The 14,736-nt window shown below is 50.9% G+C and carries 14 protein-coding genes; 12 read left to right on the top strand and 2 right to left on the bottom strand.

Annotated features, from left to right (window positions below; translation table 11 throughout):
- The first annotated feature begins 17 nt into the window (after window positions 1–17).
- Together pflB and pflA are read left to right on the top strand one after the other, a co-directional pair.
- On the top strand, window positions 18–2,273 hold the full coding sequence (gene pflB / locus GOM71_RS18780) for a formate C-acetyltransferase (RefSeq protein ID WP_156283847.1): 2,256 nt from the start codon (window positions 18–20) through the stop codon (window positions 2,271–2,273).
- 21 nt (window positions 2,274–2,294) lie between these two features.
- Window positions 2,295–3,038 (top strand): pyruvate formate-lyase-activating protein, encoded by a 744-nt coding sequence (gene pflA, locus GOM71_RS18775; protein WP_156283845.1) that lies wholly within the window; start codon window positions 2,295–2,297, stop codon window positions 3,036–3,038.
- Between the two features lie 123 nt (window positions 3,039–3,161).
- Here the strand turns inward: pflA and GOM71_RS18770 are convergent, their stop codons facing one another.
- Window positions 3,162–3,629 (bottom strand): DUF2691 family protein, encoded by a 468-nt coding sequence (locus tag GOM71_RS18770; RefSeq protein ID WP_367649701.1) that lies wholly within the window; start codon window positions 3,627–3,629, stop codon window positions 3,162–3,164.
- A 331-nt stretch (window positions 3,630–3,960) separates the two neighbouring features.
- Between GOM71_RS18770 and GOM71_RS18765 the strand changes: the two genes are divergently transcribed.
- Window positions 3,961–5,241 (top strand): molybdopterin molybdotransferase MoeA, encoded by a 1,281-nt coding sequence (locus tag GOM71_RS18765; RefSeq protein WP_156283841.1) that lies wholly within the window; start codon window positions 3,961–3,963, stop codon window positions 5,239–5,241.
- 8 nt (window positions 5,242–5,249) lie between these two features.
- Here the strand turns inward: GOM71_RS18765 and GOM71_RS18760 are convergent, their stop codons facing one another.
- A complete protein-coding gene (locus GOM71_RS18760) occupies window positions 5,250–5,969 on the bottom strand; it encodes a Crp/Fnr family transcriptional regulator (protein WP_156283839.1) in 720 nt (239 codons plus the stop codon).
- Between the two features lie 374 nt (window positions 5,970–6,343).
- On the opposite strand from GOM71_RS18760, the gene GOM71_RS18755 reads away from it, so the two are divergent.
- From GOM71_RS18755 to bioC, 9 genes are all read left to right on the top strand, one after another.
- A complete protein-coding gene (locus GOM71_RS18755) occupies window positions 6,344–6,700 on the top strand; it encodes a GAF domain-containing protein (RefSeq protein ID WP_216651779.1) in 357 nt (118 codons plus the stop codon).
- 84 nt (window positions 6,701–6,784) lie between these two features.
- Window positions 6,785–7,438 carry a response regulator transcription factor gene (locus GOM71_RS18750; RefSeq protein WP_156283835.1) on the top strand — a complete coding sequence of 218 codons (654 nt, stop codon included), beginning with the start codon at window positions 6,785–6,787 and terminating at the stop codon, window positions 7,436–7,438.
- Window positions 7,431–8,534 carry a PAS domain-containing sensor histidine kinase gene (locus GOM71_RS18745; RefSeq protein ID WP_156283833.1) on the top strand — a complete coding sequence of 368 codons (1,104 nt, stop codon included), beginning with the start codon at window positions 7,431–7,433 and terminating at the stop codon, window positions 8,532–8,534. Before GOM71_RS18750 ends, GOM71_RS18745 begins: the two co-directional genes overlap by 8 nt.
- Before the next feature lie 210 nt (window positions 8,535–8,744).
- Window positions 8,745–10,076, top strand: a complete 1,332-nt coding sequence (bioA, locus tag GOM71_RS18740) for an adenosylmethionine--8-amino-7-oxononanoate transaminase (RefSeq protein WP_156283831.1) — start codon at window positions 8,745–8,747, stop codon at window positions 10,074–10,076.
- On the top strand, window positions 10,073–10,792 hold the full coding sequence (gene bioD, locus GOM71_RS18735) for a dethiobiotin synthase (protein ID WP_156283829.1): 720 nt from the start codon (window positions 10,073–10,075) through the stop codon (window positions 10,790–10,792). Before bioA ends, bioD begins: the two co-directional genes overlap by 4 nt.
- A gap of 24 nt (window positions 10,793–10,816) precedes the next feature.
- Window positions 10,817–11,815, top strand: a complete 999-nt coding sequence (gene bioB, locus GOM71_RS18730; RefSeq protein WP_156283827.1) for a biotin synthase BioB — start codon at window positions 10,817–10,819, stop codon at window positions 11,813–11,815.
- Between the two features lie 12 nt (window positions 11,816–11,827).
- Entirely contained in the window at window positions 11,828–13,012 is a 1,185-nt protein-coding gene (bioF, locus tag GOM71_RS18725) for an 8-amino-7-oxononanoate synthase (RefSeq protein WP_156283825.1), read from the top strand.
- Entirely contained in the window at window positions 13,009–13,740 is a 732-nt protein-coding gene (locus GOM71_RS18720) for an alpha/beta hydrolase (RefSeq protein ID WP_156283823.1), read from the top strand. The genes bioF and GOM71_RS18720 overlap by 4 nt, the downstream gene beginning before the upstream one ends.
- On the top strand, window positions 13,730–14,593 hold the full coding sequence (gene bioC, locus GOM71_RS18715; protein ID WP_156283821.1) for a malonyl-ACP O-methyltransferase BioC: 864 nt from the start codon (window positions 13,730–13,732) through the stop codon (window positions 14,591–14,593). Before GOM71_RS18720 ends, bioC begins: the two co-directional genes overlap by 11 nt.
- Window positions 14,594–14,736: the final 143 nt, after the last annotated feature.

Here is a 14,736-nt window from a genome sequence, read left to right as displayed (position 1 = left end):
ATTCAGGAGGTGCCATCATGGCCATACAAGAAGCTGATGTGAAGATGAGAGGCTGGAGAGGCTTTGTCGGCGGCAAGTGGGGCAAGAGCATTGACGTTAAGGACTTTATCGATAAGAACATTACGGTCTATACAGATGATCATGCATTCCTTGCAGGACCTACGGAGGCGACGGCGGAGCTATGGCGTATGATCAGCGTTCTCACCGCTAAAGAACGGGAAAATGGCGGCGTGCTGGACGTCGATGTCGATACCGTATCCACGATTACATCGCACGCCCCCGGCTATATTGCCAAGGAGAAGGAGAAGATTGTAGGACTGCAAACGGATGCCCCGCTGAAGCGTTCCGTTCAGCCCTACGGGGGGATCCGCATGGTAATCGATGCTTGCGAGGCGTATGGCTTCAAGCTTCCGCAAGAAATCGTGCAGCTGTTTACCGATATTCGCAAAACGCATAATCAGGGCGTGTTCGATGCCTACACGACGGAGATGAAGACGGCGCGCAAAGCGGCTATCATTACAGGGCTGCCGGATGCTTACGGACGCGGGCGCATTATCGGCGACTACAGACGCGTAGCCCTCTATGGGGTCAATCGTCTGATCGAGGAGAAGAAGAAGGATCTCCTTCAACTGGAGGTCGATTCGATAACTGAAACTATTATTCGGCTGCGCGAAGAGATTTCCGAACAGATTCGCAGCCTGGATGAGCTGAAGCGGATGGCCAAGACGTATGGCTTCGATCTATCGGAGCCGGCTGTCAATGCCGCCGAAGCCGTACAATGGTTATACTTCGCCTATTTGGCGGCGATTAAGGAGCAGAATGGCGCGGCAATGAGCTTAGGACGCGTATCGAGCTTTCTCGATATTTACATCGAGCGGGATTTACGGGAGGGTACGCTTACCGAGGAAGCGGCGCAGGAGCTGATCGACCATTTTGTCATGAAGCTTCGCATCGTCAAATTTCTTCGTACGCCGGACTATAACGAGCTGTTCAGCGGAGACCCGACATGGGTGACGGAGTCCATTGGAGGCATGGGACTGGACGGAAGGGCGCGCGTAACGAAAAACTCGTTCCGCTTCCTCCACACCTTGTACAATCTGGGACCTGCTCCAGAACCGAATCTGACCGTGCTGTGGTCGACGGCGCTGCCGGAAGGATTTAAAACGTACTGCGCGAAGGTGTCGGCGGAGACCAGTTCGATCCAGTACGAAAACGATGACCTGATGCGGCCGCACTACGGGGACGATTACGGAATCGCCTGCTGCGTATCCGCAATGCGGATCGGCAAGCAGATGCAATTTTTTGGCGCCCGCGCTAACTTGGCCAAAGCGCTGCTCTATGCGATCAACGGCGGGGTAGATGAGAAGCTTGGTTTGCAGGTAGGACCTGAGCTTGCGCCGATTGCTTCCGAAGTGCTTGATTACGAAGAGGTCGCCGAGAAATTCGACACGATCATGGAATGGCTGGCGAAGCTGTATGTGAATACGCTAAACGTCATTCACTACATGCATGATAAGTACTGCTATGAACGTCTGGAAATGGCGCTGCATGACCGTGAAATTGTTCGCACGATGGCTACAGGCATTGCCGGACTTTCGGTGGTCGCCGACTCGCTAAGCGCGATCAAATATGCGAAGGTCCGTCCAATTCGCAATGACAAAGGCATCGCCATCGATTTTGAAATTGAAGGCGAATATCCGCAGTACGGCAACAATGACGAACGTGTAGACGCCATCGCCGTTCAATTGACCGAGACGTTCATGAACAAAATTCGCAAGCATAAAACGTATCGCGACTCCGTGCCAACGATGTCTGTATTGACCATCACCTCGAACGTTGTGTATGGCAAGAAAACAGGCAGCACGCCGGATGGCCGTAAAGCCGGCGAGCCTTTCGCGCCGGGTGCCAATCCCATGCATGGACGCGACCGGAAAGGGGCGCTTGCATCGCTCGCCAGCGTAGCGAAGATTCCTTACGACCATTGCCTGGACGGCATATCCAATACGTTCTCCATCGTGCCTAAAGCTTTGGGCCGCGAGGAAGAAACACGCATCACAAATCTGGTAGCGCTGCTCGATGGCTACATGGCGAATCAAGGCCATCATCTTAATATTAATGTATTCGACCGTGCGCAGCTTCTGGATGCGATGGAGCATCCGGAACAGTATCCGCAGCTTACAATTCGGGTATCGGGCTATGCTGTGAACTTTATCAAGCTGACCCGTGAACAGCAGCTTGATGTGATCCATCGTACGTTCCACGGCTCGATGTAAAGGAAAGAGAGGGGCAGACCGATGAAAGGACGCATACATTCCTTCGATACGTTTGGTACCGTTGACGGTCCGGGCATCCGCTTTGTCCTTTTCATGCAGGGCTGCGCGCTGAAATGCCAGTACTGCCATAATCCCGATTCATGGGAAATGAATGCCGGCAGGGAGATGGATGTCGATGACATTCTTCGGGAGGTAGAGCCGTTTCTGGAGTACTATCGCCGTTCAGGCGGGGGCATTACGGTAACGGGGGGAGAGCCGACGCTGCAGGCTCCCTTCGTAGCCCGCTTGTTTGCCGAATGCAAACGGCGCTGGGGACTCCATACCGTACTGGATTCGAACGGTTTTTGCGAGCCAAGTCATGCGGAAGAGCTTTTGAAGGTAACCGATTTGGTGCTGCTGGATCTGAAGCAGATCAATGCGGATAAGCATATTGCGCTTACGGCGCAGCCGAATGACCGTATTAAGCGATTCGCGGCTTATTTAAATGAAAGGAAGAAGCCTGTCTGGATTCGCCACGTGCTAGTTCCCGGCTGGACGGATGACTATAAGGATCTATTTGAACTTGGGGAGTTCATCGGGGGACTAAGCAATGTGATGAAAACGGAACTGCTGCCCTATCACAGAATGGGCGTTTACAAATGGCAGCAGATGGGGAAGGCCTATCCGCTTGATCAGTGTCCCGAGCCGACAGACCGGGAGGCAGCCAGAGCCAGAATGGTTATTGATCAAGGCATTGAAGCGGGGCGAAAAGCACTGTCCCAGTAGACAAGATACCATCTTAGCCGCAGAATAACGGGTTCCGTTTTGACGTGAAACAGTCATAATTGACACATAAAATGACGTGCCAAATGGCACGTCATTTTGTTGTTCATTTATTTAATTTGTCTGCTACCATACAGAAAGCCTTGTTCTGAAATCATTGTCATCGGTTACATATTCAACCTTCTCGTACCCTTTATTGACTGCATTCTTATAAAGTGCATCAATTTGAATCTTATCTTTACAGTAAATCGTGACATAAGCAGAATCAACAACTAAGAGAACAAGTTGGCAATCACTTTTTAGGAACTCATCAAATGTTGAAATATCTTCTACTATCTTGCCTTTTGGGTATGCCTTAATATTCACAAAGATTAAATACTGCTTCATGTTTTCAATCGTTCTTTTCAGTATCGCTCCGTCTAAACCAAACTCCTCATTTGGAAAGAGCGGTTCGACCAACTGATTGTCATTTACGAAGTATGATTCTTCCCCTCCGACATACCAATCGTACAATGTCATATCAAAAGGAGATAATATCTCTTCAAGAAAGTTTCCGTATTCATTAGGAATTTCAAAAATAAGTCCTCTCGTCACTTCGATTCCTCTTTTCTGTCCTGAATAGAAAATACTTTGTCGGAAACCCAGTCTTCGAGCTGGCGTTAGTTTCTCGAGTTATATGTATGCGATAGAGCCATTCTAACTTATTATAGTAAGTGTTTGAACCTGTCTTCATTTTTTCGCACGTTCGCTTAACGGGAATCCTGATCACCAACGAGTTTTATATATAGAAAAATGACGAAACAAACTATTGTCAGTTTGAACGTCATTTCATGCGTGCTCACAAATGTGACTAATATCACTTTTGTCTATGGCATAATGATTTATGATTCTACTAATAAGGGCTGGATGAAAGGATTGTTAAGCAATGAAAAACCGCAGCCAGAAATATGTCCGCAGGGCAGTAAAAGTTGAAGATGCCCAGCATGCGATCCGTCAGCATATCCGGCAAGCGAACAGCGAGTATATATCGATAGATTCATGTTTACATAGAACCGTTTCGGAAACATTGTCATCGTTGGAATGCATGCCTCATTTCCGCCGGTCGGGGTTGGACGGTTATGCCGTACGGAGTGAAGATGCAGAGTCTGCATCTCCACAAGACCCTGCATGCCTCAAGGTAATCGATGAAGTGCCTGCCGGCTCCGTTTCAAGTCAAACGGTTGTTCCCGGAACTGCGATTCGCGTCATGACGGGATCAGCGGTTCCAGAAGGCGCGGATGCGGTTGTCATGTTCGAGCAGACAGAGGAGTATCAACAGGATGGGCATGATTTTATCCGGGTTAAGCATAAAGTCGCGTATGGGCAAAACGTTGCCAAGCCGGGTGACGAAATAAAGACCGGACAGCCGCTTATGGGCGCAGGCACTCGAATCGGTCCAGGACAAATTGCGCTGCTCGCTTCATTAGGTTATGAGAAGGTTCCTGTTTACCGGCGCCCTATCGTGGGTGTACTAATGACCGGAAGTGAACTCATCGCAGTGGGGGAGCCGCTTCAGCCGGGGAAAATACGCAATAGCAACGCTTATATGCTTGCAGCGCAAATCGAGCAATATGGCGGGCTTGTTGCGGGCTTTGGCACAGTTCCGGATGATACAGCTAATATGGGGAGTACGATTCATGCAGCGCTGGAGAAATGCGATATGCTTATTGTCAGCGGCGGGGTGTCCGTTGGCGATTATGATGTTATGGCGGATTTTTTTGCTGCAGCAAACGAGAACGGAGCCGAGCTGCTCTTCAATAAAGTGGCCATGCGGCCCGGAAGTCCAACCTCGGCTGCCGTCATCAATAAGAAGCTCGTCTTCGGTCTATCCGGCAATCCCGGCGCTTGCTTTGTTGGTTTCGAGCTGTTTGTGCGCCCTGCTCTGCTTGCGATGCAAGGTGCAGAACGTCCGCTCCTATCCAGTATTCAAGCGATTATAGCAAACGATTACAATAAAGGATGTCCGCATGATCGATACATTCGGGGAGTTATGACTTACTCCCAGCAGCAAGTAACGGTAAACGCATTGGAAAAGAACAGTTCGAGCATGCTCGTTTCTATTCCAGATGCCAATTGCCTCATTCTGATCCCGTCAGGGTCTAAAGGCGTCTCAGCCGGGCAGATCGTTACGGTATTCGCTCTTCCTTATGAAATAACCAAGTGGTGAAGCGGGCATTACATTCTGCATATTTCCAATGGGCAATTTTCGCAACGGCAAATACTGCGCAGGTAGGCAATATCTTTAATGACTATATATCCGTTTTGAAATTCGATCACACCTTCTTTACGCATATCGCTAAGCATCCGATTTACGTTCTCGCGGGTGGAGCCAATCATATCGGCCATTTCCGTATTGTTGATTTTATAATCGATCAGCACATGCTCGCCTTTCGGAACGCCGTAGGAGTTGCTCAGCCTGATCAATAAGGAACATAAAGCGCCTGGTTTGCCGTACATCATGAGATCGCGAAACTTGGATTCGGTCATACGATGAACAAGGCCCATCCATCTCATAAACTCGATCGCTAAATCTCCATGCTGCCATAATAGAACTTCAAGATCCTTGCGCAAAATAACGCCTATCTCGCAATCTGCAGTCACTTCTGCGCTAAAACTTTGGACAGAATCTTGAAAGGGATCGATTTGGCCGAACAAATCTCCTGCCTGATGCAAATACAAGATAAAGCTTTTACCCGTTTCCGACATTTTCGTGACGCGTACGCCGCCCTTTACGACATAATACAATTTGTCTGCGGTATCGCCTTCCCAGAATAAATGCTCCTCTTTCTTTGCTTGCTTGGGATACATAATGCTTTTTAATTTATCAAAATTCGTTTCGGAGAAAAATGCCGTAATGCCTTTATGCTGAACGGTTTCCGATATATTTATGGCCATGTGGACCAACTCCTCGACATTTTTTGTTACTTTGATCATAGAGGTTTTGGCTAATTTTGTTTATCGGGAGTTACACTGATCTTTTGCAGCGATATTCCCTACGATAGTGTGAGGAAAATCACTGCTGAGACCCTTACTTTCCTGATACTCCCATAAGGAAAACCCTGATGCGGAAATCAGGGTTTTCCCTGACTTACAGGCCATAAAGAATCGTTTACAATAGTAAGTGAGGAAGTTTGGCATGGCTTAATAGAATGGAAGTGGCCGGGATGGCAAGCACTAGGAAGAACATCATGGAACAATTAGAGCAGATACGAACTTTAACTTCGAGCGATTTTGTCGCATTGGCTCCTTTCATAGCTAAGTCCGTACCTATGAAATGGAAGTACGCAATAGGCAACAGCAACAATCGCTATCAGCATATGGTGGTCAAGTCGGGGCAAGGATTAGCTGGAGCCGCGCTGCGTCTAGGCAGATGGGTGAAGCTTGACGATACGCATCCTAAACTTGTTCAAGAAAGACGCGAATGCCCGGTCATGTTAGCCGAACAATTGCAAGCGGCAGCTGTCTTTCCGTTAGTAATCAACGATACTTCCCTAATGAGCGGGCTGCTTTATATCGGAAAACGAACAGCAATCGGATATGAAGAAGATGAAATACGCGCAGCCCAGGAGAGCCTCCGCGCCCTGATGTCATCTATGGCGGAGCATAACAAGGAAATGACGAAATGAATTCCATTAACGGAATTCTTTTTATTTGCTATGATATTGAATGCGGCGGCAGCGGAATGAACCGCGTCGCAATGGAGGATTGAAATGCCGAAAATTTTAGTAGTGGATGATCATGCCGTCGTAAGATCAGGCCTAATGATGCTGCTGAACGGCAAGCATGGTATAGAAGTCATTGGGGAAGCGGCTGATGGCGAAGAAGGCATACAAGCTGCGCAGGTGCTCAAACCGGATGTCGTGTTAATGGATTTGAATATGCCCCCCGGTATGGATGGCTTAACGGCTACGGAAAAATTGCGGAAACTGATGCCTGAATTGGCCATTCTTATTCTCACTATGCACGATGATGATGAGTATTTATTTAGAGCCATACATGTCGGCGCATCGGGATATATATTAAAGAGCGCTCCGCATGACGAGTTGTTGACAGCCATTCGCTCTGTCGCAGCAGGAAATGCTTATCTATATCCTACAGCCACCAAGAGGCTGATGGATGAATATATGGACCGGATTAAGAATGGAGAGAACAAGGTTACGTATGAAACGCTTTCGGAACGCGAGAGAGAAATAGTGGCTCTCATTGCGAAAGGATTTTCAAATAAAGAAATTGCTGAACAGTTAGTTATAAGCGTGAAAACGGTGGAATCCCATAAAAGCAATGTCATGGAGAAGCTGGGGTTGAAAACAAGGCCGGAATTAGTGAAGTATGCGGCGAAGAAGGGATTGTTGAACTTTGAATAAGGATCATGAAAGTCGTTATCCGGAAGTAATTGGCGAGAATGTTAACCAATTGCTGGCTCGTCTGGGTGATCATATTTCGGAATCCTCGCTTCTGCAAGACCTGAAACAATCTCTTAAGCAGCTAACCGATGTGAAGTTTGCGCTTGATGAATCTTCGATTGTCGCCACTACTGACGCGAAAGGGAAAATTCAATACGTTAACGATAAATTTTGCGAAATTTCCAAATACCCTCGCACAGAGCTTTTGGGAAACGACCATCGAATCATTAATTCCGGTCATCATGATAAAGATTTTATGTCGGCCTTATGGAACCGCATTTCGTCAGGCAAGGTTTGGCGCGGAGAACTCAAAAACAAGGCAAAAGACGGCTCTTACTATTGGGTGGACACAACGATTGTGCCTTTTCTCAATGAGGAGGGGAAACCGTATCAATACCTGGCGATTCGCAATGAAGTGACGGAGCTGAAGAGGGTAGAGGAAGAGCTGCAAATTATGATGGCGCAGGTGCTGCAAATTCAGGAGGAGGAACGAAGAAAGTTTTCCCGCGAGCTGCATGACGGCATAGGGCAGAGTCTGTTTTCTTTATTAATCGGGATGGACAGATTGATCGCCGACGAACCCGATTCGCAAATCGCCCCTCTCCGGCAACAGGTTTCCGGCATCATCGAAGAAGTGCGAAGCCTTGCGTGGCAAATTCGTCCCTCCGTATTGGATGATTTGGGCGTTCTCCCTGCCATTCGCACCTATATCGAAAATTATACAAACCATTACGGTATAAGCGTCAAATTGGAAGGCAGCTTGCGCAAGCGGCTGGGGGCTCTTGAAGAGACAACAATCTATAGAGTCATCCAGGAAGCGCTAACGAATATTGCGAAGTATGCAGACGTGTCAGAGGCCAATGTGGCCGTTCTCGACAAGGAATCCTATATAGAGGTGCGAATTGAGGATACAGGGAACGGTTTTGCGAGAAATAGCAGTTCCAAAGGCGTCGGTCTCTTTAGTATGGAGGAAAGAGCCAAGAGCATTGGCGGCAAGATAGACATCTCTTCAGAAGCAGGGAAAGGCACAACAGTCGTTTTAACCATACCGAGATAATGATTTTGCGCCCCGTTTGTTAGACAACTTCTAACAAATGGGGTGTTTTTTTATTTTAAAAAATTTTCTTTACGGCATGTTCACGGTTTGTTAAACTGTTCTCGATTAATTGTTAACCTAATATAAATAATATTGGTTAACAATTAATCAAAATGGCCTTATGGACGGTGACTTCCCATTTCTACACAACAATATGAACGTCTCGTGGCAATGAACAAGGCGAATCTATGGCATCCTTTTACGCAAATGAAAGACTATAACGACTCGAATCCGCTCATCATCGAACGAGGAGAAGGCGTCCGATTGTTTGATGTCCAGGGGAAAGCGTATTATGACGGTTTTTCGTCTGTGTGGCTTAATGTGCATGGGCATAACGTGCCTGAGCTGAATGAGGCTATTACGGATCAATTGGGCAGAGTTGCCCATTCTACTTTGCTGGGCATGGCGAACGTGCCTGCAATCGAGCTAGCCGAGAAGCTGACGCGGATCGCCCCGAAAGGGTTAAGCAAGGTGTTCTATTCGGATTCAGGAGCAACCGGTGTGGAGATCGCGATCAAGATGGCGTTTCAATACTGGAAGAATAAAGGAAATCCCGCGAAAAACAAGTTTATTACGATGAATCAAGCGTACCATGGGGATACGATTGGCGCAGTGAGCGTCGGCGCGATCCCGCTATACCATGATGTGTTCCGGCCGATGCTGTTTCCTTCGCATGTCATTCCGTACCCTTACGCATATCGCCATGACGGCGGTGCGGCGGCTGCAAAGGAGGCTACGTTATCCGCCTTGCGCGACTTGCTGGAAACTAGCTGCGAGGAGATCGCAGCGCTTATTGTAGAGCCAATCGTGCAAGGCGCCGGGGGCATAATCGTCATGCCGCCCGGCTGTCTGTGCGAGATGGCTTCGCTCTGCCGCAAGTATGACGTGCTGCTCATCGCGGATGAGGTGGCGACCGGTTTCGGACGAACGGGCGAGATGTTTGCCTGCGAGCTGGAAGACGTCTCGCCCGATCTGATGGTGATCGGCAAAGGACTGACCGGCGGCTACCTCCCAGTAGCTGCGACTCTAGCGACCGATGAGGTGTACTCGGCGTTTTATGCCGATTACGAGGAGCAGAAAACGTTTTTCCACGGGCATTCGTTTACAGGCAACCCGCTAGGCTGTGCCGTCGCTTTAGCGAGCTTAAAGCTGTTTGAAGAGCGCGGCATCGTGGAAGGTGTGAAAAAGAAGGCTTCCTTTGTCGAGCATAAGCTGGAAGCGCTGATCGAGCGTCCGCATGCAGGTGAAATCCGACAAAAAGGACTTATGATCGGGATCGAGCTCGTGCGCGACAAATCGTCTCGCGAGCCGTACGATTGGGCGGACCGCATCGGCGTTCGGACAGCTATGCGTGCCCGAGAGCTAGGGATGCTTACTAGACCTCTTGGCAATGTCGTCGTGTTCATTCCGCCGCTTGCCAGCACGGAAGAGGAATTGGATGCGATGACGGATATTTTGACGAAGTCGATCGTCGATGTTACCGAAGGCGGAGCTTCTCTATGAGCGCGTTTCGCGGATTGTTTGTGACCGGTACGGACACGGCCGTCGGAAAGACGGTGGTGACGGCTGCCCTCGCCGCCGCGCTTCGAGCCGAAGGACTGAATGCCGGCGTGTGGAAGCCGGTCCAGTCTGGCGCGCAATTGGGGAGCGGAGATACGGATGCAGAGCGCTTGCTTCGAGACACAGGCATCGACGAATCGATCGAAGCCGTTGCGCCTTTTTCTTTCGAAGCGCCGCTGACACCTTTTCTAGCCGCAAAGCACGCCGGCGCAACTCTTACGTTGCAAGGAATCATAGACGCAGGAAGACCGCTGATGGAACGCTACGAAGCGCTGCTCATTGAAGGAGCGGGCGGAGTCGCCGTGCCGCTGACCAATGATGCGCTCGTGCTCGATTTGATCGCTGCGCTGCGGATACCGGCGCTTATCGTCGCCCGTTCCGGCCTCGGCACGATTAATCATACGATTATGACGGCTTCATGCTTACGGCAGCACGGCATTCCGATCGCGGGAGTCATTTTGAACGATGGCAGCGATCCAGGCAGCGCCGACGACGATCCCAGCATAGCGGGCAATGCATCGCTTATCGAACGGTTCGGCGGCCTCAGAGTGCTGGGCCGTTTGCCCCGCTTGCCGGAAGCAGCGAGCCAGGATGCCTTGATACATACCGTTCAAGCAGCCATTGAGCTGCAGCCGATCAGAGAGGCTATAGCAATGTAAACAACAATATACGGGGGATTTCAGATGAAAACATACGAACAAGATTTGGCGTGGCAGTCGCTGGCGGATAAGGCGCTGAGCGGCCAATGTTTAACGGCAGAAGAAGGGCTGGCCGTTCTCGAAGCCGATAATGACGAGGTTCTGCCGCTGCTGCAGGCGGCATTTCGGGTGAGAAAGCATTTTTACGGCAAAAAAGTGAAGCTGAATATGATCATCAACGCCAAAAGCGGCCTTTGTCCCGAGGACTGCGGCTACTGCTCGCAATCGATCGTATCGACTGCGCCGGTGAAAAAATATACGCTGCTGGACAAAGATACGCTTCTTGCAGGCGCGCGCGAAGCGATGGCCCGCAAGGCCGGTACGTATTGCATCGTTGCCGCGGGGAAAGGGCCGACAGAGAGAGAGCTCGATCAAGTGGTGAGCGCGGTCAAAGAAATTCGCGACACGATGCCGCTCAAAATTTGCGCATGCCTTGGCATTCTGAAGGACGAACAAGCCGAACGTCTGGCGGAAGCGGGCGTCCATCGCTACAACCATAACTTGAACACCAGCAAAGCGAATTACCCGTCCATCACTTCGACCCATACGTACGACCAGCGTGTTGAAACGGTGGAAAAAGTAAAGCTGAACGGCATGTCGCCTTGCTCCGGCGTCATTATCGGAATGGGCGAGACGAATGTTGAAATCGTCGAAATGGCGCTTGCGCTGCGCGAGCTCGATGCGGATTCGATTCCGATTAATTTCCTCAATGCGATTCCGGGAACGCCTCTTGAACATATGGGGCGCACGCCGGCTATGAAAGCGCTAAAGGTGTTAGCGTTGTTCCGGTTTATGTGCCCGTCGAAAGAAATCCGCGTGGCGGGCGGACGCGAAGTGAACCTTCGCACGCTGCAGCCGCTCTCTTTGTACGCTGCGAATTCGTTGTTCGTAGGCGACTACTTGACGACGGCAGGCCAGGAAATTACGACCGATCATCAGATTATCGAGGATTTGGGCTTTGAAATCGAATTGAATGCGTTGTAAGGCGGGGTCGATATGAATTGGATGGAAAAAGAACTCGAAGCGTTGGACCGGGCATTGCTGGAACGCCGGTTGCGCATAAACGCGCCTTTCGAAGGCAATCCCGGTCTCATGATGCGGGAAGGGCGAGTATTGCTTAACTTATCCTCGAATGACTATTTGGGGCTTGCCGGACATCCTGCCATCGCCGAAGCGATGCGCGAATCGCTGCTCACGGAAGGAGCGGGAGCGGGAGCTTCGCGTCTTGTGACCGGCAATCGCCAGCCCTATCGGAACCTTGAAGAGTCGCTTGCGCGTTGGCAGAAATGCGAGGCGGCCCTCGTTTTTGCCAATGGATATATGGCTAATGTCGGTATTATCAGCGCTTTGGCAGGCCGAGAAGATGTCGTATTCAGCGATCGGCTGAATCATGCAAGCATTGTCGACGGCATTATGCTCAGCCGTGCCGAGCATGCCCGATACCGCCATAACGACATGGAGCATTTGCGCGCGTTATTGAGCAAGCATCGGGATAAACGCCGCAAGCTGATCGTTACCGATGCTGTTTTCTCGATGGACGGCGACCGGGCTCGCTTGCATGAGCTCGTCATGCTCAAGCGGGAGTTCGATGCCATCCTCATCGTTGACGAAGCGCACAGCGGAGGGGTCTACGGGCCGCGCGGCGAGGGATTAAGCCAGGAACTCGGGCTAGAGCGTGAAGTGGATGTTCATATCGGAACGTTCAGCAAAGCGTTTGGCGTATACGGAGCTTATGTTTGCGGAAGCGGCGCGTTGATAAGATGGCTGATTAACAAAGCTCGTCCGCTCATTTATTCCACAGCGCTGCCGCCGTCTCTCGTAACGGGAATCGGAAAAGCGCTGGAGCTTGTGCAAACCGAGCATTGGCGCCGGGAACGATTGCTGGAGGCAAGCCGGTTTTTCCGCTCCTCGTTGAGGGAGGAGGGCTTTGATGTCGGGGAGGGAGATTCGCCGATTGTTCCTTTGATTCTGGGGGATAACGGCGCCGCTCTGCAATTCAGCGAAGCGCTTGATGCGAAGGGGATTGCAGCAGTTGCCATACGCCCTCCGACTGTCCCCGACGGCACTGCGCGAATTCGCTTTTCCTTATCGGCGGCGCATGCTCCTGATGCGCTTAAGGATGCGATTTCAACAATTTGCGGCATAGGGCGTCGCATGGGTCTGGGGGTGCGGGAAAAATGAAATTGAATCTACAGCAGAAGAGCACTGTCCTATGGCTGACAGGATGGAGCATGCCGGATTCGGTCTTTGATCGGCTTCGCGAGCTTCTGCCGGAATTTCATCACGTTTCTCTCGTGTACAGCACAGCCTCCTCAGCGGAGGAAATGATGCGATTGACGGAAACTGCCGCGAGAGAAGCGCGGTCAGCGGCCTCCGGTCCGCTTCTAATCGGAGGGTGGTCGCTTGGCGGATTGCTGGCGCTCAGGCTTGCGATCCAAGGGCTGGCGGACGGTCTTGTTTTGTTTGCGGCTACGGCTAAATTCACTCGTCCCAAAGGACAGACGAATTTGGGTTGGGCCGATGCATATGTAAGGCAGATGATCATTGGAATCGGGAAGGATCGGCAAGCGGTAGAGCAACGATTCCGGCAACTCGTATTTTCGGAGACAGAAACGGATGGCGAAATAGAGTTTCCGCGAAGCGGAACTTGGAATGCCTCAGCGCTAATCGCAGGACTTGAGATTCTCCGCAGTGTCGATTTCCTGCCGCGGCTTTCAGAAATCGATTGTCCGGTATTTCTCGCGCATGGCGCCGATGACCAGATCATTCCTTATGCAGCGGCCGAGGAGCTGCTCCTGCATTTGCCTCAGGCAAAGCTGCTCGCCGTTCCAGAATGCGGGCACGCGCCGTTCCGGGGACGAGAAGCGGATGTGGCGGAATCGCTTAGGAGCTGGTGGAATGGCGGATAGAAAAGCGTCGATTGGACGGCAATTCGACAGAAGCGCAGCAGGTTCCTATGATGCGCACGCCTTGGTACAGCGCCAAATGGCAAGCCGCCTTGCCGCTTCTTTCAATCAATGGGCGAGCAGCGCGAGGAAGGAGCAGCTTCAAATTCTCGAAATTGGATGCGGAACCGGCGCGTTGACCGAAATGCTGGTCAACCATTGGCCAAACGCTGCAATTACAGCGCTTGATCTGGCGCCGGCTATGCTGCGAGCGGCCGAAACTCGCATCCTTCAACGAAAGGAAGCGGAACGCTCCAATGTTCGCTTTCTGCTTGCCGATGCCGAAATATGGTCCGCGAACGCTCCGGCATCCTCATTCGATCTGATCGTTTCGAATGCTTGCTTTCAATGGCTGAGCGATCCGCAGCAAACGCTGGGGGCCCTTCGCCGGTTGCTGCGCCCCGGAGGATTGTTGGCGTTCGCAACGTTTGGTCCGGACACGTTTCGCGAATTGCATGCGGCTTTTGATGAAGTCTATTGCGCTTCCGGACTGGAGCCGAAGCGTCACGGGTTAACGTTTCAATCTGCGAATGAATGGGGAGAAAAGCTAAGGGAAGCGGGTTTCTCAGCTATTCAGCATGAGCAGTATGATCGCAAGGAAGAGTATGCGACGGCGAGGGAGTTTCTACGGGCTGTCAAAGGACAAGGAGCAAGCGCAAGCGAAGCCGCAACTGGAGGCAGTCACGGGTCACGGCGTCTTTTTGCCAGCATGTTTAAGGAGTATGAAAGCAGGTTCAGCACGCCAGGCGGAGTTTCCGCTACCTATGAGGTTATCATCATGCAAGCAATGTCCGGGGGGTGTCCCATAAGTCATTAAAATGACGATGGGATACCCCCCCTGTTTTATTTGGGTAAAACAGCAAACTGCACATTTAAATGTTCTTCCGATCGCCATTGCTCAGGGATTCCTTTGAATCAACGAGGTAAAGTGGGAATCCCTTCACAAAAACGAACGCTGAC

The sequence above is a fragment of the Paenibacillus sp. NEAU-GSW1 genome (assembly GCF_009737085.1).
Lineage (GTDB): Bacteria > Bacillota > Bacilli > Paenibacillales > Paenibacillaceae > Pristimantibacillus.
The sequence above is the reverse complement of the archived record's forward strand: the minus strand, read 5'-3'. Positions and strand labels throughout refer to the sequence as shown.